Raw genomic sequence first — 17,616 nt, forward strand, 5'->3', positions numbered from 1 at the left:
CCGCATTCACGCTCGGATTGACCCATGTCCACCGCCGCCCGTCCCCAGCCCCGTCCGAGCCTGCTTGAGATCGACGCCTACGTCCCCGGACGGTCCAAGGCCGCGCCGGGCGTCAAGCTGCACAAGCTCTCCTCCAACGAGACGCCGCTCGGCCCGTCGCCGAAGGCGATCGAGGCCTTTTCCGCCGTCGGGGACCACCTGGAGCGCTACCCGGACGGCGCATCGACGGCGCTGCGGGAGGCGATCGCCGACACCTACGGCCTCAACCCCAACCGCATCGTCTGCGGCAACGGTTCGGACGAACTGCTGACGCTGCTCGCCTCCGCCTATCTCGCGCCCGGCGACGAGGGGCTCTACTCGCAGTTCGGCTTCCTGGTCTACAAGATCGCCATTCTCGCGGCCGGCGCCACACCCGTGATCGCCCCGGAGACCGACCACACCACCGATGTCGACGCGCTGCTTGCCCGAGTCACCCCGCGCACCAAGGTCGTCTTCCTGGCCAATCCGAACAACCCGACCGGCACCTACCTGCCGATCACCGAGGTCCGGCGTCTTCACGCCGGCCTGCCGCCCCATGTCCTGCTGGTGCTCGACGCGGCCTACGCGGAGTATGTCCGGCGCAACGACTACGAGAGCGGGATCGAGATGGTCTCATCGGCCGAGAACGTCGTGATGACCCGCACCTTCTCCAAGGTCTACGGGCTCGCTGCCCTGCGCGTCGGCTGGCTCTACGGCCCGGAGCATGTCGTCGATGTGCTCAACCGCCTGCGCGGCCCGTTCAACCTGTCCGCAGCGGCCATTGCAGCCGGAGCGGCCGCCGTTCGCGACAAGGCCTTCGTCGACGCTGCGGTCCGCCACAACGACGACTGGCTCGCCTGGACCGCGGAGGAAGTTCGCAAGCTCGGCCTCGCCGTGACGCCGTCGGTCGGCAACTTCATCCTGATCCACTTCCCCGAAGCTGCGGGGCGGACCGCAGCCGACGCCGACGAATTCCTCATCGGGCGCGGTATCGTGCTCCGTCGCGTCACCGCCTACGGTTTGCCGAACGCGCTCCGCATGACGATCGGCGACGAGGAGGCCAACCGCGCCACGGTGGCCGCGCTCGCCGACTTCCTGGCGAGGCCGGCATGATCGAGCCGCTGTTCGACAAGCTCGCCATCGTCGGCATCGGCCTGCAGGGCTCGTCCATCGCCCGGGGCGCCCGGGTGAAGGGTCTCGTCCGTCGGATCGCCATCGCGGATACCTCGCCCGACCACCTGGAACGCGCAGAGGCGCTCGCCCTCGGCGACAGCCTGCATGCCGGGGCGGACGCAGCCGTGGAGGATGCCGATCTCGTCATCCTCTGCGTGCCCGTCGGCGCCTGCGAAGACGTTGCCAAGCTGATTGCACGGGACTTGAAGCCCGGCGCCATCGTCACCGACGTCGGATCGGTAAAGGGCTCCGTGGTGCGCCAGATGCGGCCGCACTTGCCCGGGCATGTACACTTCATACCCGGCCATCCCGTCGCCGGCACGGAGTACTCAGGTCCGGATGCCGGCTTCGCCGAACTGTTCGAGAACCGCTGGTGCATCCTGACCCCGGACGAGACGGCCGACCCGACCGCCATCGCGCGGCTCACCGGCTTCTGGCGCGGTCTCGGCGCCAACGTGGAGACGATGACGGCCGACCACCACGACCTGGTGCTCGCCATCACCAGCCACGTGCCGCATCTCATCGCCTACAACATCGTGGGAACGGCCGCCGACCTGGAGGAGGTGACCCAGTCCGAGGTCATGAAGTTCTCCGCCGGAGGTTTCCGCGATTTCACCCGCATCGCCGCCTCCGATCCCACGATGTGGCGCGACGTCTTCCTCCACAACAAGGAAGCGGTGATCGAGGTGCTCGGCCGGTTTACCGAAGACCTGATCGCCTTGCAGCGCCACATCCGCTGGGGCGAGGCCGACGAACTCTTCGACCTGTTTACCCGCACCCGTGCGATCCGCCGCGGCATCATCGGCATGGGGCAGGAGACGCCCGCGCCCGATTTCGGCCGCCGCAAGGGATCCTGAGCTCCGGGCGCTTCAGAAGAGGCGCGGCGCCGACCCGAGCGGCAGGCCGTTCGCCGTCACCGCGCCGTTGGACATGTCGATTGTCAGCGTGCGGGGATTGCCCTCCCCCTCGCCGGCCCTTCCGATCAGCGCGAAGGCAGACCCGAGTGCTGCCAGGACCGGGTTGAGCGGCTTGCCGGCCGCCGCTTGGGCGGTCAGCCAGTCGATTCGGGTCGCAGTCGCCGTCAGCGTGCCGACAACGGCACCGTCAGAGGCGACCGTGGCGGACCCTTCGGCCTCGATCCGGGTCTCGCCGATCTCGACGGCGACCTGCGCAACCTCCGCGCCGCCGCCCGCCGCAGCCCAGGCTGCCAGCCCGTCCGGCGTGCCGTCGATCATGGTCCCGTTCCTGACCCGCAGCAGGACGCCCGCATCGGCTTCCTCGGGAAGCAGATCCGTCGTCCCAACCAGGCCTGCGGCGCCATTCAGTGTCGCCGAGAACTCCACGTCCGCGGTGCTGGATGCCGGAGACCGCAGGTGGGCCTCCACGTGCCGCGCGGTCACCCGGCCGATGTCCAGCCCCCCCGCGGTGACGTTGGCCGCCAGATCCTCCGCCGCGATCGAGACCTGCGGCACCGAACCGCCGTTCGGGTCCGGTCGGAAGCTCGTCGTCAGCGCCGAGAAGGTGCCTTCGAACACCTCGCCTGTCGGCGCGCGGAAGGTGATCGGGGCCGCAAAGCGGGAAACGATCAGGTCCGGATCATTGACCGACCCGTTCGACTCCAGGCCGGCGGCGCTCATGTGGGTCCCGTCCGGCAGCGTGATCTCAGGGTTCCTGCAGGAAACCGAGACCCTGAACGGCCAGCCGCCGACGCTCCGGTCCAGACAGATAACGGTGATGCCCTGGGATGCGAGATCGCCGATGCCGCGGTCCACGTTCCCGATCACGGTGTCGCGGACCTGCGTCCATGCATAGGTCCACCCCCCGACGATGGCCGCAAGGACGACGAGCAGGGCGATGAATCTTCCGCGCATTCGGAGGGTCCGTGGCTAAGGTCGGCGGTCGGGATCAAGCAGCGCACGTGCCGGGCTTGCCCGGACGGGCCTGCCTCTGCTACCCGCTTCCGGTCGACAAGGAAAGGGCGGCGGCTTGGCCTTCTGGGTGTTCGGCTACGGCTCCTTGATGTGGAACCCCGGTTTCCCGCATCTGCGCTCCCTGCAGGGCCTCCTGCGCGGCGCCCATCGTTCGCTCTGCGTCTACTCCTATGTCCATCGCGGCACGCCGGAGCGGCCGGGCCTAGTGTTCGGATTGGACCGCGGCGGCTCCTGCCGCGGGCTCGCCTTCGAAGTGGCTCCCGCCGATCGGGACGCTGTGATCGCCTATCTGCGCGAACGCGAGCAGGTCACCAGCGTCTACATCGAGGCCGTACGCCCGGTCCGCCTGCTCACCGGCGAAACGGTCGAGGCGCTCACCTACATGGTCGACCGCTCCCATCCGCAATACGCCGGCCGACTCGACCATGCGGAGCAGGTGAGGCTGGTCCGCAACGGCGTCGGGCGCTCCGGCGCCAATCCCGATTATGTCCGCTCCACGGCCGCCCATCTGCGCGAACTCGGGATCAGCGATCATCGCGTGCAAGCGCTGGTCCGTGAATTGGCGATACCCGAGGCCTAGGCGGCGGCGGACTGTCGGAGCCGGGTGACGCGGGCCGCAGCCTCAGGCCTCAAGGCGGCGCCTCCGTCGGCGGCCTCCAGGAGCAGGCGATCGGAGGCCGCCTCCACCTCGGACTGGAGCTTTACGAGCGCGTCCTTTGGTTCCAGCCCCGGCGCGATCGGCGGCAGGAACTCCATCACGATCGTTCCCTTGACGTGCGAGGGTGTCCGGCGCGGCCAGAAAACCCCGGAGTTCAGCGCCACCGGTACGATCGGGACCTTCAGGTCGCGATAAAGATAGGCAACGCCGATCTTGTAGCGCGGCTCCGCACCCGCTTCCCGTCGTGTCCCCTCAGGGAAGATCATGATCTGGCGGTCGCCGCGGACCGCCTCCCGGGCACGCTCGGTCATGTCGGCCAGCGCCTGGCTGCCCTTGCCGCGGTCTACCGGAATCATGCGAGCCCGCGACGCCCACCAGCCGAACAGCGGCAACCACATCAGTTCGCGTTTCAGGATGAACACCGGATCCGGCACCAGCGGGATCAGCGCCATCGTCTCCCAGGTCGACTGATGTTTTGCCGCGACGATCGCACCGGTGGTGGGAATGTGCTCGCGCCCGCGGATTTCATGGCGGATGCCGAGCACCGCCCTGTGCAGCGCCATCACAGTGTTCGCCCACCAGCGCACGATCGACATGATCTGCGGCGGCTTCAGGAACAGCACGACGGGGGAGCAGACGATCAGCGCGCCGGCCGTCACGAGGTAGAAGAGCACGTTGAAGATAAAGGTACGGAGGACCATGGAGCGACCGGCGCGAGAACGTTCGACGCAGAGACGCTTACCGTCAGCGCGCGATCGATGCTAGTCCGACCGGGGCCTGGTCGCTGCCGGCAAGCGACAATCGCGCACGCGTCGCAATGTACTTCACGTACTCCTCCAGCAGCAGCGTCGCGGTCTCCTGGTTGGCGTACCAGTGAGCAATGTCCAGTCGGTTCTTGGCCACGGGATAGGCCACCATACGCATCTCCGGCATCGCATGACCGAGCTCTGCGAGCGCCCGCGGCATGTGATAGGCGCTGGTGACGACGATCAGCGAACCGAACTCGTGGGCCCGGGCCCACTTCGCGGTCTCCTGCGCATTGCCGATCGTGTTCGCCGCGCGCCGGTCGAGATCGACGCAACAGTCAAAGAGGGAGGGCCCCGCGTCGACGACCTTGCCGATCTGGCGGGCGCTGGTGTCCGGATGGACGCCGGAGATCAGCAGCCGCTGGGCCGCGCCGTCGGTGAGGAGATCGATCGCCCCGGAGACGCGTTCAGCTCCTCCCGTCAACACGACGATCCCGTCCGCCTCCGGCCGGTCGGGCCGTGCGAGGCTGCCGACATAGGTAGCGAAAACCAGGAAACCGCACGCGAACAGGATGCCTGAGACGATGGCGCCGATGAGAAGGAAGCCGAACGCGCGGCGAACCCAGCGGGGGATCAGTGGATCGCGCATCGAAGGATGCCGGTATTTGCGCGCGCGCGAGGGTTTCGACGGCCGGGAGGCGTCGGTATGAGGGGCCTCGTAGACGGCGGCCAGGAAGGGCGTCGAACTCGGCTTCATCGCGGAACCATTCTATGCGATTGCGGCCGCCTCTGGGCAAGTCCCAGTTTGAGGCACTCTGCCGCCTGTTTTCGCATCACTCGATGGTGGCGAGGGAACGCCGCACCGCAAGCCTGGAGGTTGCAGCCGTCAGCACCGCCACAGCGCCGACCAGCACGACGATGCCGAGAAACCCGGGCAGCCCGATCGAGAGGCCGCCGAGCAGGGTGTCCATCTGCGCGGCGCCGGGTAGCCCCGAGGACTCCCGGAACAGGATCGCGAGCGCGATGAAGAGCACCAGCGCCAGACCGCCGCCGATCAGACCGCCGCGGATCCCGAGCAGAAGAAAGTGATGCTGGAACTCGCCCGCGATGAACCGATCTTCTGCACCGCAGAAATGAAGGACCTCGATGATCTGCCGGTTGCCGGCCATGGCAGCGCGTGTGGCGAACACCACGGACAGCACCATGGCGACGAGCACCAGCACCAGCACCGCGATGCCGACCGCGACCATCGATCCCGCCATCGCGCGCAACCGGTCCACCCAGGCGGCGTGGTCGTCCAGACTGCCACCTTGGATCTGGGTGCGAACGGCTTCGCTCAGGCCGGCGACGTCGAACAGAGCCGGATCGTCCACGGTCACCACAACCAGACGCGGCACGGGCAAGGCCGCCAGATCGACCCCTGCGCCGAGCCACGGTTCCAGCAAGCGTCGCGTTTCCTCGTCGCTGAGCGCGCGCGCCGACGCAACGCCCGGAAATTCGCCCGCCAGCGCTGCGGCCTTGCTCAGTTCTGCGGTGATGTCGGTCCCATCGAGCGGCCTGACCTCGATAGTCACTTCCCGGCCGATGTCCGACTGCCAGGCTCGAGCCGCCGCGTCCACCATCGTGACGGCGCCAATCGTCAGGCTGGCGAGAAACGTCATGATGGCGATCACGAGGGTGAGTGCCCGTCCGGCGATCGTCTGCGGTGGAACGATCGGAGTGCGGGTCCGCGATGGCTCGGATCGCGTCGCCGCGTCGTCCTCGGCGGGGGCGGCGGCGCTCATTCGTAGATCTCCATCCGTCCGCCGGCGAGCACCAGCCGCCGCGCTTCGTACTGATTCATCAGCGTAAGGTCGTGCGTGGCGATCACCACGGCGGTGCCGAGCCGGTTGAGCTCCACGAAAAGGCGGAGCAGGCGCCGCGCGAGGGGGGCATCGACGTTGCCTGTCGGCTCGTCGGCGAGCAGAATCTCCGGCTTGGTGATCAAGGCGCGCGCGATGGCCGCCCGCTGCTTCTCGCCACCGGAGAGGATGGGCGGAAGCACGTGCATCCGCTCGCCGAGGCCCACCCAGTGCAACAACTCGACCACATCGGTGCGATAGCTGCTCTCGTCGATTCCCTGCACGCGATACGGCAGCGCCACGTTTTCATAGGTCGTGAGGTGGTCGAGAAGCCGGAAGTCCTGGAACACCATGCCGATGCGTCGGCGGATCTTCGGCAGTTCGCCCGGCACGATCCGCATCGTGTCCCGCCCGAACATGCTGATCAGCCCGCGCGTCGGCTTCAGCGACATGAACAGCAGGCGGAGCAGCGTCGTCTTGCCCGCACCGGACGGACCGGTCAGGAACTGGAACGAGCGCGGCTCCACGGCGAAGGTCAGGTCGCTCAGCACTTCCGGCCCCATGCCATACCTGAGGCCAACATTCTCGAAGCGGATCACGACATCACCCCGCACCCGGCATCCGGCCCGCGGCGGGCGGAGCGGCCGGTCTCATCGTGAAAGCGTAGCGTTAACGGATCGTTAATCAATGTCAGCGTCCGCTAGTCCTGCAACGGGACAGGGAGGTCTGTCCCGCCGCATGTGATTCGCACCTCCGGCGGACAATGCCTGGACATTGGGGCAGCGTCACGGGGACGGTACCGATCGGAAGCCATGAAGATCAGCTGTCCGAACTGCGAGGCGACTTATCAGTTGGCGGACCGCGCGATCGGCGCGACGGGCCGCAAGGTCCGCTGCACCCGCTGCGGCACGATCTGGCATGCCCTGCCGACCCTGCCGGAGCCCGACGAGGACGATGCCCCCTCCTGGGCTGACGCGGCACGCAGCCGCGGCTCTGCGGATGACACCGAGGTCGATGCGTGGCGCGCCGCTCTCAGCGACGACGAACAGGCCGCGGCCAGCGAAGATCCCGACGACGCGGAACCGGACGCGACCACCGGCAGCAATGTGGTCCCCTTCAAGCCGATCCCCGATCCTGACCCGACCGAAGAGGACGTGGCATCCGATGTCACCGCCGCGGAACCGACGGCGACGGCAGAGGCCGATGTGATCGACCAGGAGCCCGCCGGATTCTCCAAGGAGAAGCGCGCGGCGATCCGGGGGAACAAGAAGGCGCCCAAGCGCGTGCGGCCGGGCCGCAAGTCCACCCCGATGCCATCCGGCGTCCTGGCTCTCATCATCCTCCTGATCACGGGTGGTGCCGTCGCCGGCGCGATAGCATGGCGCGACGTGGTGGTCAGCCTCCAGCCCGATTTCGCCGGCCTCTACGAGATGGTCGGCATGAAGGTCAACCTTCGCGGCTTGGAGATCGTCGACGTCAAGACCTACCGCGAGGTCGACGGCGCCACACCCGTGCTGGTCGTGGAGGGAGAAGTCACCAACATCGATATGAAGATCAGAAGCGTTCCGACGCTTCGTTTCGGCTTGCGTTCCGCCGCCGGCCGTGAGGTCTATGCTTGGACCATGGCGCCCGGCAAGAACGAATTGGACCCCGGCGAGCGCCTGCCCTTCAAGAGTCGGCTTCCGGCACCTCCGGATGCTGCGACGGACGTTCAGGTTCGATTTACCGATCGTGCGGGATCCTGAGCGTCGAAAGAGTGGAGTTTGCATGACGACCAGGACCATCGACGTCCTCTACTCCGAGGAAGCGATCGCGGAGCGTGTCGCCGCGATCGCCGACCGGATCGCCGAGGACAGGCCCGAGCGGCTTCTCGTCGTCGCCATTCTCAAGGGCAGCTTCATGTTCGCCGCCGACCTCATGCGTGCTCTGCACCGGGTCGGCCTGGAACCGCAGGTGGAGTTCATGATGCTCTCCAGCTACGGCGAAGCGACGGTTTCGTCAGGGACCGTGCGCATCGTTCGCGACATTGACACCGACGTGAAGGGGCGCGACGTCCTGATAGTCGATGACATCCTGGAGTCCGGGCGCACGCTCGCCTTCGCCCGCCGCCTCATCGCCGAGCGCGGCGCCTCGCGCGTCAAGGTGGCCGTGCTCCTGGAGAAACCGGGCAAGCGCAAGGCGGAGATCCAAGCCGATCACGTCGGCTTCGTGTGTCCCGACGAGTTCGTGGTGGGTTACGGAATGGACGCCGCCCATGCATGGCGTCAACTGCCGTTCGTCGGCGTGATCAAGGACGCCGGCAGCGGCGCGTGACGAAAGGGTCGGAGGAGATGGCCAACATCCTGCTCACCGAGGACGACGACAGCGTCCGCACCTTCGTGAAGCGCGCCCTGGAACTGGATGGTCACGCCGTCACCACAGCCGATGACGGCGGCATGGCGCTCGAGATCCTGCAGGAGCGCAACGGCGACTTCGATCTTCTCCTCTCAGACATCACGATGCCGGTGATGGACGGCATCGCGCTGGCGTTGGCGACCGCGCGCGATTGGCCTGATCTGACGATCCTGCTGATGACCGGCTACGCCGACCAGCGCGAACGCGCCCACGGACTGGATGCCCTGGTCCACGACGTGGTGCCGAAGCCGTTCTCCCTGGCGGACATTCGCCGCGCGGTCGACGAGGCGATAGCCGTGCGCCCGCTCGGCGTCCGGAGAATGGCTGGGTGAAGCCTCAGAACGGCTTCAGCAGGCGCTCCAGGTAGTCCAGTTCGATCGACGGACGGCTCGGCTCGGAGAACCGGCGCCGCAGTTCTTCCAGGATGCGCCGTGCCCGCTGCACTTCGATCTCGCCTGGCACCTTGACGCTGTCGCCGAAATCCGGCCCCTCGCGCCGCTGCGGGCGACCGAGCGGATCCTCCGCATACGACCGCTGACCGCCGGGGCGGCCCTGCTGCCCCTCGCCTTCGTTGCCCATCTGCTCGGCAAGCTGCTGTGCGCCCTGCCGGAGCTGGTCGAGCGCCTGGCCCTGTTGCCCGAGCGCATCCTGGCTCTGGCCCTGCCCGAGCGATTCCTGGGCCTGGCCCATCGACTCGCCAGCCTGGCCCAGCTGCTCGCCGGGGTTCATGCCATTCTGCTGCATCTGGTTCTGCAGCTCCTGCAGGCGCTTCTGCAGATCCGCCTGACCCTGCTGCAGCTGGCGCATCGCCTCCTGCATCTCCTGTTCGGACATCTGACCGTTCTGACCTTGCTGACGGCCGTCAGGCGACATGTTGAACGTCTCGTTCATCAGCTCCTGCTGACGGCGGATCATGTCCGCGAGCTCGTTCATCATCTGGTTCATCTGACCCTGCTGCCCCTGCTGGCCTTGCTGACCCTGCTGGGGCTGCGCGGTCTGCAGGTTCTCCAGCATCTGGTCGAGCTGCGACAGCAACTGCTCGGCCGCTTCCCGATCGCCCAGCTTCGACAGTTCCTCGATGCGGTCGATCATTTTCTGGAAGTCCTCCGGAGAGACCTCCTGGGCGTTCTGCGGCATCTGCTGCTGGTTCTGCGACAGGTTCGGATTGTTCTGCATCTGCTCCTGCAGCGCCTGCATGTACTCCTGCATGGCCTGCCGGAGCTCTTCCGTCAGCTTTGCGATCTCCTCCTGAGAAGCGCCGTTCTCCAGCGCCTCGCGCAACCGCTCGCGCGCTTCGCGCAGCCGCTGCTCGGCGAGCGACGCATCGCCGCCATCGATGGCGAGCGCCATTTCCCACATCAGGTCGAGAGCTTCCTTCAGCTCATCGTCCGTCGCCGCGTTCTGGATGCGGGACTTCAGCACGCTGAGCCCCAGATGGATGGACGCATCCGCCACGTAGCGCTCCGAACCGACCAGAACCGTTCCGAGTACGTCGCTGACGAATGGTGCCGCGTTGGCGTCCAGGGCCAGCACGCGCCGCTGCTCGATCAGCATGCGCGCGACAGGGTTGCGGAACGGCCTTGCCGGGATCACCACGTCGACCGGATCGGACCGCCCGATCTTTCCGGCGTCGTCCTTGGCCTCCAGGCGCATGGACACCACCGCGCCCGCCCAGGGATGGGCGGAAAGGTCGCGGAAGGTCTGCCCCGTTGGTTCCTTGGCGCCACGTCTCGGCAGCGACAGCGGCATATCCGGCGCCCCGATCAGGGGGCGCGCTTCGCCCGATCCCACATAGATGGAGGGCGTGAGCGCCGTCTTCGGCTCGTCGAAGACCGCGCGGGCGGAACTGACCCGGTAGTCGTCCTCCACGGAATAGGCGAGCCGGAACGCCCCGCGAACCGTGGCGGCAGGTTCTTCCGTCAACTTGATGACCGGTGCCTGGTCGAGCACCACCGCGAAGCGGAATTGCCGAAGCGTCTCCTCCCCCGAGGCGAGAGTGACGAAACCGCTGCGGTCGAGTTTCCATTCGAACGCCGTCGGCCGTACGATCGCATCCCCGGGCGTTGCCGCCGCGGCCGTCGCTTCGGGAGCCTTGCCGCCGATGTCGAGCCCGGCTTCCGCCGGATCACCTTCACCGGTGAAGCGAGCGACCGGAGTATCGACGCCCGTCACGCGGATCGCCAGGACGCTGCCTTCGGGAACCTCCAGCGGATTGTCCGGGCCGGCGAGCGGCGGCGGCGCCGCCGCGGCCGCTTCCTCCGCATCGGGCGGGACGACCGGCATCGAAAGATAGACCGGACCACGGCCGGTGTAGCTCGGCGGCGTCACCCACGCATCGATCCGCAGGTTCGAGGGCGGCGGAGCGGGCAGCCGGACAGCGTCGGCGAGCGGCCGCACCAGATCCCCGCGCGCCGCGACGAGGCCGATCACGAAGATGAAGGCGGCAAGGGCGCGCAGGACATAAGGATCGCGACGGTCAACGCGCGGAGAGGGAGCCTTGACCCGCACCTGGCTGAGGGTCGCCGCCACCCTCCGCCGATGCGCCCGCCAGAGCGCCTGGCCGATCGGGTCGCTCTCGCCGGCGGCCTGCCGGTCGGCGAGCGCGGTGAGCGGGCGATGCTGGAAACCGCTGTCCCGCTCGAGGCGGCCAAGGGTGTCCCGTTCTTCCGGAAGTCGGGTGCGGGCCAGCCGGACCAGTGCCACCAGGAAGGCGAGCCCGAACAGGCCGACGACGATCAACCTCGGGACGTCAGGAAACAGCTGGAAGAAACCAAGCCAGGCCGCTGCCGCGAAGAGCCCGGCGATAGCCAGGGCCGTCACGAGGCGGGGCCACACCCGCTCCCACGCAAGGGCGAACCGCGCCATCCGGCGCTTCGCGACAAGGCTCGCAAGGGGATCGCCCGATCCGGCAGCCTCTGGGGAAGTCTTCACTGGATCCGCCACTCGGATATCCTCGAATTCTGGCCTCGACCCCCGACGTGCCTCGCGAGGATAACATAGGAGGCCATGCCGCCAAGGCGAGAAGCCCCGCGAGATCGTCACAGCTGCGTGTGACCACACTCGCGGCCGGCTGCGGCGGAACGAAGGCGGGGAATGGACGCTCTCTCCGAAGCGGCCGGCTGCGCCCTGTCGCCTGCCGGCCCTTTTGTGTGGCGTCTTCCGAAGCTATATGGGAGACCGGATGAACTGACGGATCGGACCCGCCCGTGCTCGGACATGACGAACACGATCACCATGCCTGCCGGCGCGACGGCCTCGCCCGGGCCGAAGCCCGTTGCGAGGCAATGGGGCTCCGCATGACCGCGCAGCGACGTCAGGTGCTGGATGTTCTCTTGTCCAGCCACGTCCCAGTGTCCGCCTACGAGATCATCGACCGGATCGCCCAGCACGGGCGCCGTCCAAGCCCGATCTCGGTCTACCGGGCGCTGGATTTCCTGTTGGCGAACCGGTTTGCCCATCGCATCGAGAGCCGCAACGCGTTCCTCGCGTGCAGTCAGGACCATGGCACCGCCGCCGCCGAGCCGATGCTCGTCTTTCTGCTCTGCGAAGCCTGCGGCGCGGCCGCCGAGGCCGAACCGCCGCGGCTGGCCGCGATGCTCGACGATGTCGCCGAACGCGCGGGTTTCCGGACCAAGTCGGCTGTGTTGGAGATGCGCGGGACCTGCGCTCTCTGCCAGGAGGCTGGCCGGACCGCGCCGCTCGCCCACCATCACGATCACGGAGACCATGCATGACCTTCCTGACGGCTCCGCTGCCCCGCCGCCGCTCCGTGGCGGTGGACGTCGGCGGCGTCACCGTGGGCGGCGGCGCCCCGATCGTCGTCCAGTCGATGACGAACACCGACACCGCCGACATCGACGCGACGGTTCGTCAGGTGGCGGATCTGGCAAGGGCCGGATCCGAGATCGTCCGCATCACCGTCGACCGTGACGAGAGCGCAGCAGCCGTCCCCCGCATCCGCGAACGCCTGGACAGGCTTGGCATTACGGTGCCGCTCGTGGGCGATTTCCACTACATCGGACACAAGCTCCTCACCGATCATCCCGCCTGCGCCGAGACGCTCGCCAAGTACCGCATCAATCCCGGCAACGTCGGCTTCAAGGACAAGCGCGATCGCCAGTTCACCGACATCGTCGAACTCGCCATCCGTTATGACAAGCCGGTCCGCATCGGCGTCAATTGGGGTTCCCTCGACCAGGAGCTCCTCACCCGCCTGATGGACGAGAACCAGGCGGCCGGCTTTCCGCTGTCGGCTCAGGAGGTCACCCGCGAGGCGATCGTCCAGTCGGCGCTGCTTTCCGCCGAGCGCGCGGAAGAGATCGGTCTGCCCCGGTCGCGGATCATCCTCTCCGCAAAGGTCAGCCAGGTCCAGGATCTGATCGCCGTCTACGTCGAGCTCGCAAGGCGATCCGACCATGCGCTGCACCTCGGGCTGACCGAGGCCGGCATGGGCACCAAGGGTATCGTCGCCTCGTCCGCCTCGATGGGCATCCTGCTGCAGCAAGGGATCGGCGACACCATCCGGATCTCGCTGACGCCCGAACCGGGCGGCGACCGCACACGAGAGGTCCAGGTTGCGCAGGAGCTCCTGCAGGTCATGGGTTTCCGCGCCTTCGTCCCCGTCGTCGCCGCCTGCCCCGGCTGCGGCCGCACCACGTCCACCGTGTTCCAGGAGCTGGCCAAGTCCATCCAGGATCAGATCCGCGACGAGATGCCGGTCTGGCGCGAGCGCTATCCGGGCGTGGAGGCCATGCAGGTCGCCGTGATGGGCTGCATCGTCAACGGACCTGGCGAAAGCAAGCACGCCAACATCGGGATCTCGTTGCCGGGAACCGGGGAGACACCGGCGGCTCCCGTGTTCATCGACGGAAAGAAGGCCGTCACCTTGCGTGGCCCGCGGATTGCAGAAGAGTTCCGCGCGCTTGTCATCGATTACATGGAGAAGCGCTACGGCCGTGGTGGCGCAGCCGCCGACAGGGTGGACGGGACGGCCGCCTGAACCGGAGCAGGACCTACATGGACGTCGCCGTCTTCAACACCAAGTCCTACGACCGTACCTTTCTGAGTGAAGCGAACGGCGACGGGCGCCACAGGCTGACCTTCCTCGAACCACACCTCACCGAAGAGACCGCCGTGCTCGCCGCCGGCCATACGGCCGTGTGCGCCTTTGTCAACGACCGGCTGGATGGCGCGACGCTCAACAAGCTCAACAGCGTCGGTGTCAGCCTCGTCGCCCTGCGCTGCGCCGGTTTCAACAACGTCGATCTCAGCGCGGCGAAGGCGCTGGGTATCAAGGTGGCCCGCGTGCCGGCCTACTCGCCGCATGCGGTCGCAGAACACACGATGGCTCTCATCCTCGCCCTCAACCGCCGCATTCACCGCGCCTACAACCGTGTACGGGAAGGGAACTTTGCTCTGGAAGGGCTCCTGGGGTTCGACCTTGCCGGCAAGACGGCCGGCGTGGTGGGGACCGGCAAGATCGGTGAACTCGTCGTTCGCATCCTGACTGGATTCGGCTGCCGGGTGCTGGTGCACGACGTGGCGCAGAACCAAGCGGTCGTGTCGATGGGCGCAACCTACGTCCCATTCACGGAACTGGCCGCCGGCAGCGATCTCATCACGCTGCATTGCCCGCTGACGCCGCAGACCCACCACCTCATCGACGCGGACACGATCGCCCTGATGAAGCCGGGCATCATGTTGGTCAACACCAGCCGCGGCGCGGTGGTCGACACCGCCGCGGTTCTCGACGGACTGAAATCGGGCCAGATCGGCTCGGTGGCGCTCGACGTCTATGAGGAGGAGGGCGACTTCTTCTTCGAGGATCTCTCCAACCGCTTCATCAGCGACGACCTCTTCGCCCGCCTACTGACATTCCCGAACGTGCTGATCACCGGGCACCAGGCCTTCTTCACGAGGGAAGCGCTCTCCGGTATTGCCGAGACCACCATCGGCAACTTGACCGCCTTCGAAAAGACAGGGCGCGCCCTGCACGAGATCTCGATCGAGAAGATCGGCTGAACCGCTCGTCGCCGGCCGTCAGCTCTGCCGCCGCGCCACGAACCGCGCCGCCTCGGCCAGCATGGCGCCGCGTGTTCCGAGCGGAGCGACCGTCTCTTCCGCCTCCCGGACCAGCGCGGCGAGTTCTGCCCGCGCCGCTTCCACCCCGTTGAGCGACACGAGCGTGCCTTTGCCGCGCGTGGCGTCCTTTGCGGTGGCCTTGCCCACGGTCACGGCGTCCCCGGTGACATCGAGCAGATCGTCCGAGAGCTGAAACGCCAGCCCGACGATTTCGCCGTATCGACGCACGAGCTTCAGCACGTCCGGCGCGGCGCCAGCCAGCAGGCCACCGGCATCGCAGGCGAACCGGATCAGCGCCCCGGTCTTCATCGCCTGCAGCCGGCGGATCTCCGGCTCTGTCAACGCTAGCGGCCGTCCGTCCCCGAAGCGTCCTTCGGCCGCCAGATCAAGCACCTGACCGCCGACCATGCCACCGAGACCGGAGGCGCGGGCCAGCGCCGAGGCGAGGCGGCAGCGGACGGTGGCGTCGGGATGTCCGGCAGGATCGACCACGAGATCGAAGGCCAGCGTCTGCAACGCATCCCCCGTCAGGATCGCCGTCGCGTCGTCGAAAGCCTTGTGGACGGTCGGCCGGCCACGCCGCACGTCATCGTCGTCCATGGCCGGCAGGTCGTCATGCACGAGCGAATAGCAGTGGATCAACTCCAGAGCGGCGGCCGGATAGAGGAGGTCGCCCAGGCCATCGCCCGGTTCCCGGCCGAGCGCCTGGGCGGTCTCCACCAGGAGAAACGGGCGCAACCGCTTGCCGCCTGCCAGAACCGCGTGTCGCATGGCGCGCATCAGCCGCTCCGGCCGGACCGTTTCGTCGGAGCGAGCTGCGTTGGAAAGCACGTCCTGGAGCCGCTCTTCGATCGCCACAGCAAAAGACGACAGGCGACCCTCGAACTCCGTCTTGATCATGAGGTTGCCTCCGCCGACCTGTCCGGCGGTGGGTGCCCCAACCGGGCACCGGCCGTCAAGCCGTTTGTCAGAGCGGCAGCGCGGTCGTGTGCTTGACCTCTTCCATCACCGGATAGGTGTGCGTCTCCCGCACGCCCGGTAGCGCCATCAGCACCTCCGACAGGAACGACCGATAGGCTTCCATGTCCCGGACGCGCGCCTTGACCAGGTAGTCGAAGCCCCCGGCGATCAGATGACATTCGAGCACCTCCGGCGCCCGCGCGACAGCCGCAGCGAAGGTGGAGAAGACTTCCGGGTTCATCCGGTCGAGCTTGATCTCCACGAAGACGAGCAGCCCCCGCTGCAACCGCCCCGGATCCAGCTTGGCCGTATAGCCGGTGATGTAGCCGTCCCGCGTCAGTCGCTTCACACGCTCGGCAGTCGCCGTCGGTGAAAGCCCAACCTTGTCGGCCAGCTCCAGGTTGGTGATGCGCCCGTCCGCCTGCAGCGCGGAGAGTATTTTGCGATCGATCCGATCGAGCCCCGGAATCTCGGGGTCGGTCCTGCGATTGAAACGTTCCGTCTGAACCGAGCTCACAGCGGCGGTCCCTCCTGCGGCGTCGGCTGCTATGCCGGACGTCGCGCTCGATGAGCATCCCTGGCAGACTGGTGATTGGGCGGTGCACGTCCGTTGCCGGACCCCGTGCGTCCTTTCTCCCCGTCTGTCGTCCTCCGGGCGGGGAGACTTCTGCTCCGGTCCCCTCCGCACATGCCGGGAGGGAAACACGAAAAGCTGCGCCCCGCCATGCGACACGACAGTGCGCCGGGCGAAGCGGGCAAAAAAACAGGCCGGTGAACCGGCCTGAGTTTGGGAGGAAAGGTCAAGAGAAGCGCGGTCCGCTGGGGAATGCTGGCTTCGAGGATCGACGTCAGCAGCAACTCTCGAGACAAGAGTCTCACGCTGCCTGTTTTTCCACCACGGCGAAAGTTGAGCAGAGCCTGCGCAAATTTTATGCAGACGCTCGAAATGCACGCAGTTCTGCTACCCCTGCCCACAAACCCCTCGACAGGATATGAAGTTTACCGGACTCGGGAGAGGATGGTGCGCGGAGGATCTGGATGGTCGAGGCGGACGGTGTTGCTGGACCCTTTACATGGCGACAACGCCTTGCCCGCTGTCGAACGCACCGACGCGTCCGGTTGGCGATCCGCATCGCCGTGGGCATCGTGTTGCTGCCCTTCATCCTGGTTCCAGTCTATGCCGTGGTGCCTCCCGTTTCCACGCTGATGATCTGGGACCTCCTCACGCTCCGAGGTTTCGACCGCGATTGGGTTCCGATCGAGGAGATCTCCCCGAACCTCATCCGTTCCGTCGTGATGAGCGAGGACGGCCGCTATTGCGAGCACGGCGGCGTCGACTGGCAGGCGATCAGCCTCGTCTTGGAGGCGGCCGACGAGGATGGCCCCACGAGAGGCGCCAGCACGATCCCAATGCAGACGGTGAAGAACCTGCTGCTCTGGAATTCGCGCAGCTACATCCGCAAAGGCCTTGAGATACCGCTCGCCCTCTACGCGGACCTGATCTGGTCGAAGCGGCGGACCATGGAGATCTATCTCAACGTCGCCGAATGGGGGCCGGGCATCTACGGCGCCGAAGCCGCGGCCCGTCACCACTTCAACAAATCGGCGAACGAGTTGAGCAGGCGCGAAGCCGCGCTGATGGCATCAGCCCTGCCCAATCCCATCCTGCGCAGTCCATCCAAGCCGACCAAACGCCAGCGGCGGATCGCGACGGTCATCGAACGCCGCGCGGCGCAATCGGGCGCCTATACCAAATGCATTTTCGAGGGCTGAGCATGGACTTCATTTTTTGAGGGCCGCGGCACTGGCCAAAC

18 protein-coding genes are annotated in these 17,616 nt (G+C 67.1%); 10 read left to right on the forward strand and 8 right to left on the reverse strand.

Features of this window, described 5'->3' with window-relative positions:
* Positions 1-24 precede the first annotated feature (24 nt).
* Positions 25-1,131: a histidinol-phosphate transaminase gene (gene hisC, locus HZ321_RS06555; RefSeq protein WP_181701354.1), complete on the forward strand. Its 1,107-nt coding sequence runs from the start codon at positions 25-27 to the stop codon at positions 1,129-1,131.
* Positions 1,128-2,048: a prephenate/arogenate dehydrogenase family protein gene (locus HZ321_RS06560; protein ID WP_181701356.1), complete on the forward strand. Its 921-nt coding sequence runs from the start codon at positions 1,128-1,130 to the stop codon at positions 2,046-2,048. Before hisC ends, HZ321_RS06560 begins: the two co-directional genes overlap by 4 nt.
* A gap of 12 nt (positions 2,049-2,060) precedes the next feature.
* Here HZ321_RS06560 and HZ321_RS06565 read toward each other — a convergent pair whose 3' ends face one another.
* On the reverse strand, positions 2,061-3,062 hold the full coding sequence (locus HZ321_RS06565; RefSeq protein WP_181701358.1) for a DUF2125 domain-containing protein: 1,002 nt from the start codon (positions 3,060-3,062) through the stop codon (positions 2,061-2,063).
* 115 nt (positions 3,063-3,177) lie between these two features.
* On the opposite strand from HZ321_RS06565, the gene HZ321_RS06570 reads away from it, so the two are divergent.
* Positions 3,178-3,702, forward strand: coding sequence for a gamma-glutamylcyclotransferase (locus HZ321_RS06570; protein ID WP_280514458.1), 525 nt, complete (start codon positions 3,178-3,180; stop codon positions 3,700-3,702).
* Here HZ321_RS06570 and HZ321_RS06575 read toward each other — a convergent pair.
* From HZ321_RS06575 to ftsE, 4 genes are all read right to left on the reverse strand, one after another.
* Positions 3,699-4,481, reverse strand: coding sequence for a lysophospholipid acyltransferase family protein (locus tag HZ321_RS06575; RefSeq protein ID WP_181701360.1), 783 nt, complete (start codon positions 4,479-4,481; stop codon positions 3,699-3,701). The two genes, HZ321_RS06570 and HZ321_RS06575, sit on opposite strands and share 4 nt — an antisense overlap.
* Before the next feature lie 43 nt (positions 4,482-4,524).
* Positions 4,525-5,283, reverse strand: coding sequence for a YdcF family protein (locus HZ321_RS06580; protein ID WP_206682728.1), 759 nt, complete (start codon positions 5,281-5,283; stop codon positions 4,525-4,527).
* A gap of 76 nt (positions 5,284-5,359) precedes the next feature.
* Positions 5,360-6,310: a cell division protein FtsX gene (locus tag HZ321_RS06585; RefSeq protein WP_181701361.1), complete on the reverse strand. Its 951-nt coding sequence runs from the start codon at positions 6,308-6,310 to the stop codon at positions 5,360-5,362.
* A complete protein-coding gene (gene ftsE / locus HZ321_RS06590) occupies positions 6,307-6,966 on the reverse strand; it encodes a cell division ATP-binding protein FtsE (protein ID WP_181701772.1) in 660 nt (219 codons plus the stop codon). Before ftsE ends, HZ321_RS06585 begins: the two co-directional genes overlap by 4 nt.
* Before the next feature lie 213 nt (positions 6,967-7,179).
* Between ftsE and HZ321_RS06595 the strand changes: the two genes are divergently transcribed.
* The 3 genes from HZ321_RS06595 to HZ321_RS06605 are packed head-to-tail and all read left to right on the forward strand — an operon-like array spanning position 7,180 to position 9,093.
* Entirely contained in the window at positions 7,180-8,112 is a 933-nt protein-coding gene (locus tag HZ321_RS06595; RefSeq protein ID WP_181701363.1) for a zinc-ribbon domain-containing protein, read from the forward strand.
* A gap of 22 nt (positions 8,113-8,134) precedes the next feature.
* Entirely contained in the window at positions 8,135-8,680 is a 546-nt protein-coding gene (gene hpt, locus HZ321_RS06600; protein WP_181701365.1) for a hypoxanthine phosphoribosyltransferase, read from the forward strand.
* A gap of 17 nt (positions 8,681-8,697) precedes the next feature.
* Positions 8,698-9,093 (forward strand): response regulator, encoded by a 396-nt coding sequence (locus tag HZ321_RS06605; protein ID WP_181701773.1) that lies wholly within the window; start codon positions 8,698-8,700, stop codon positions 9,091-9,093.
* A 4-nt stretch (positions 9,094-9,097) separates the two neighbouring features.
* On the opposite strand, the gene HZ321_RS06610 is transcribed toward HZ321_RS06605, so the two are convergent.
* Positions 9,098-11,821, reverse strand: a complete 2,724-nt coding sequence (locus tag HZ321_RS06610) for a TIGR02302 family protein (RefSeq protein WP_342343816.1) — start codon at positions 11,819-11,821, stop codon at positions 9,098-9,100.
* 236 nt (positions 11,822-12,057) lie between these two features.
* On the opposite strand from HZ321_RS06610, the gene HZ321_RS06615 reads away from it, so the two are divergent.
* From HZ321_RS06615 to HZ321_RS06625, 3 genes are read left to right on the forward strand one after another with little or no spacing between them, the layout of a single operon-like run.
* The gene (locus HZ321_RS06615; protein ID WP_244635598.1) at positions 12,058-12,495 is read left to right on the forward strand and encodes a Fur family transcriptional regulator; all 438 of its coding nucleotides are present in this window, start codon (positions 12,058-12,060) and stop codon (positions 12,493-12,495) included.
* On the forward strand, positions 12,492-13,760 hold the full coding sequence (gene ispG, locus HZ321_RS06620) for a flavodoxin-dependent (E)-4-hydroxy-3-methylbut-2-enyl-diphosphate synthase (RefSeq protein WP_181701368.1): 1,269 nt from the start codon (positions 12,492-12,494) through the stop codon (positions 13,758-13,760). The genes HZ321_RS06615 and ispG overlap by 4 nt, the downstream gene beginning before the upstream one ends.
* Before the next feature lie 17 nt (positions 13,761-13,777).
* Positions 13,778-14,782 carry a 2-hydroxyacid dehydrogenase gene (locus tag HZ321_RS06625; protein WP_181701370.1) on the forward strand — a complete coding sequence of 335 codons (1,005 nt, stop codon included), beginning with the start codon at positions 13,778-13,780 and terminating at the stop codon, positions 14,780-14,782.
* A gap of 18 nt (positions 14,783-14,800) precedes the next feature.
* On the opposite strand, the gene HZ321_RS06630 is transcribed toward HZ321_RS06625, so the two are convergent.
* Together HZ321_RS06630 and HZ321_RS21630 are read right to left on the reverse strand one after the other, a co-directional pair.
* On the reverse strand, positions 14,801-15,742 hold the full coding sequence (locus HZ321_RS06630) for a polyprenyl synthetase family protein (RefSeq protein WP_181701371.1): 942 nt from the start codon (positions 15,740-15,742) through the stop codon (positions 14,801-14,803).
* Between the two features lie 67 nt (positions 15,743-15,809).
* Complete coding sequence (locus HZ321_RS21630; RefSeq protein WP_181701775.1) at positions 15,810-16,271, reverse strand: Lrp/AsnC ligand binding domain-containing protein; 462 nt, start codon at positions 16,269-16,271, stop codon at positions 15,810-15,812.
* A gap of 569 nt (positions 16,272-16,840) precedes the next feature.
* Here HZ321_RS21630 and mtgA point away from each other — a divergent pair.
* Positions 16,841-17,575 carry a monofunctional biosynthetic peptidoglycan transglycosylase gene (gene mtgA, locus HZ321_RS06640; protein WP_181701373.1) on the forward strand — a complete coding sequence of 245 codons (735 nt, stop codon included), beginning with the start codon at positions 16,841-16,843 and terminating at the stop codon, positions 17,573-17,575.
* Positions 17,576-17,616 lie beyond the last annotated feature (41 nt).

The organism is Chthonobacter albigriseus, from assembly GCF_013839445.1.
In the GTDB taxonomy this organism is placed as follows: domain Bacteria; phylum Pseudomonadota; class Alphaproteobacteria; order Rhizobiales; family Pleomorphomonadaceae; genus Chthonobacter; species Chthonobacter albigriseus.

Coding starts and splice junctions, on each gene's coding strand:
- hisC (WP_181701354.1), top strand. CDS start 25: ATGTCCACCGCCGCCCGTCCCCAGCCCCGTCCGAGCCTGCTTGAGATC.
- HZ321_RS06560 (WP_181701356.1), top strand. CDS start 1,128: ATGATCGAGCCGCTGTTCGACAAGCTCGCCATCGTCGGCATCGGCCTG.
- HZ321_RS06565 (WP_181701358.1), bottom strand. CDS start 3,062: ATGCGCGGAAGATTCATCGCCCTGCTCGTCGTCCTTGCGGCCATCGTC.
- HZ321_RS06575 (WP_181701360.1), bottom strand. CDS start 4,481: ATGGTCCTCCGTACCTTTATCTTCAACGTGCTCTTCTACCTCGTGACG.
- HZ321_RS06580 (WP_206682728.1), bottom strand. CDS start 5,283: ATGAAGCCGAGTTCGACGCCCTTCCTGGCCGCCGTCTACGAGGCCCCT.
- HZ321_RS06585 (WP_181701361.1), bottom strand. CDS start 6,310: ATGAGCGCCGCCGCCCCCGCCGAGGACGACGCGGCGACGCGATCCGAG.
- HZ321_RS06595 (WP_181701363.1), top strand. CDS start 7,180: ATGAAGATCAGCTGTCCGAACTGCGAGGCGACTTATCAGTTGGCGGAC.
- hpt (WP_181701365.1), top strand. CDS start 8,135: ATGACGACCAGGACCATCGACGTCCTCTACTCCGAGGAAGCGATCGCG.
- HZ321_RS06605 (WP_181701773.1), top strand. CDS start 8,698: ATGGCCAACATCCTGCTCACCGAGGACGACGACAGCGTCCGCACCTTC.
- HZ321_RS06615 (WP_244635598.1), top strand. CDS start 12,058: ATGACCGCGCAGCGACGTCAGGTGCTGGATGTTCTCTTGTCCAGCCAC.
- ispG (WP_181701368.1), top strand. CDS start 12,492: ATGACCTTCCTGACGGCTCCGCTGCCCCGCCGCCGCTCCGTGGCGGTG.
- HZ321_RS06625 (WP_181701370.1), top strand. CDS start 13,778: ATGGACGTCGCCGTCTTCAACACCAAGTCCTACGACCGTACCTTTCTG.
- HZ321_RS06630 (WP_181701371.1), bottom strand. CDS start 15,742: ATGATCAAGACGGAGTTCGAGGGTCGCCTGTCGTCTTTTGCTGTGGCG.
- mtgA (WP_181701373.1), top strand. CDS start 16,841: ATGGTCGAGGCGGACGGTGTTGCTGGACCCTTTACATGGCGACAACGC.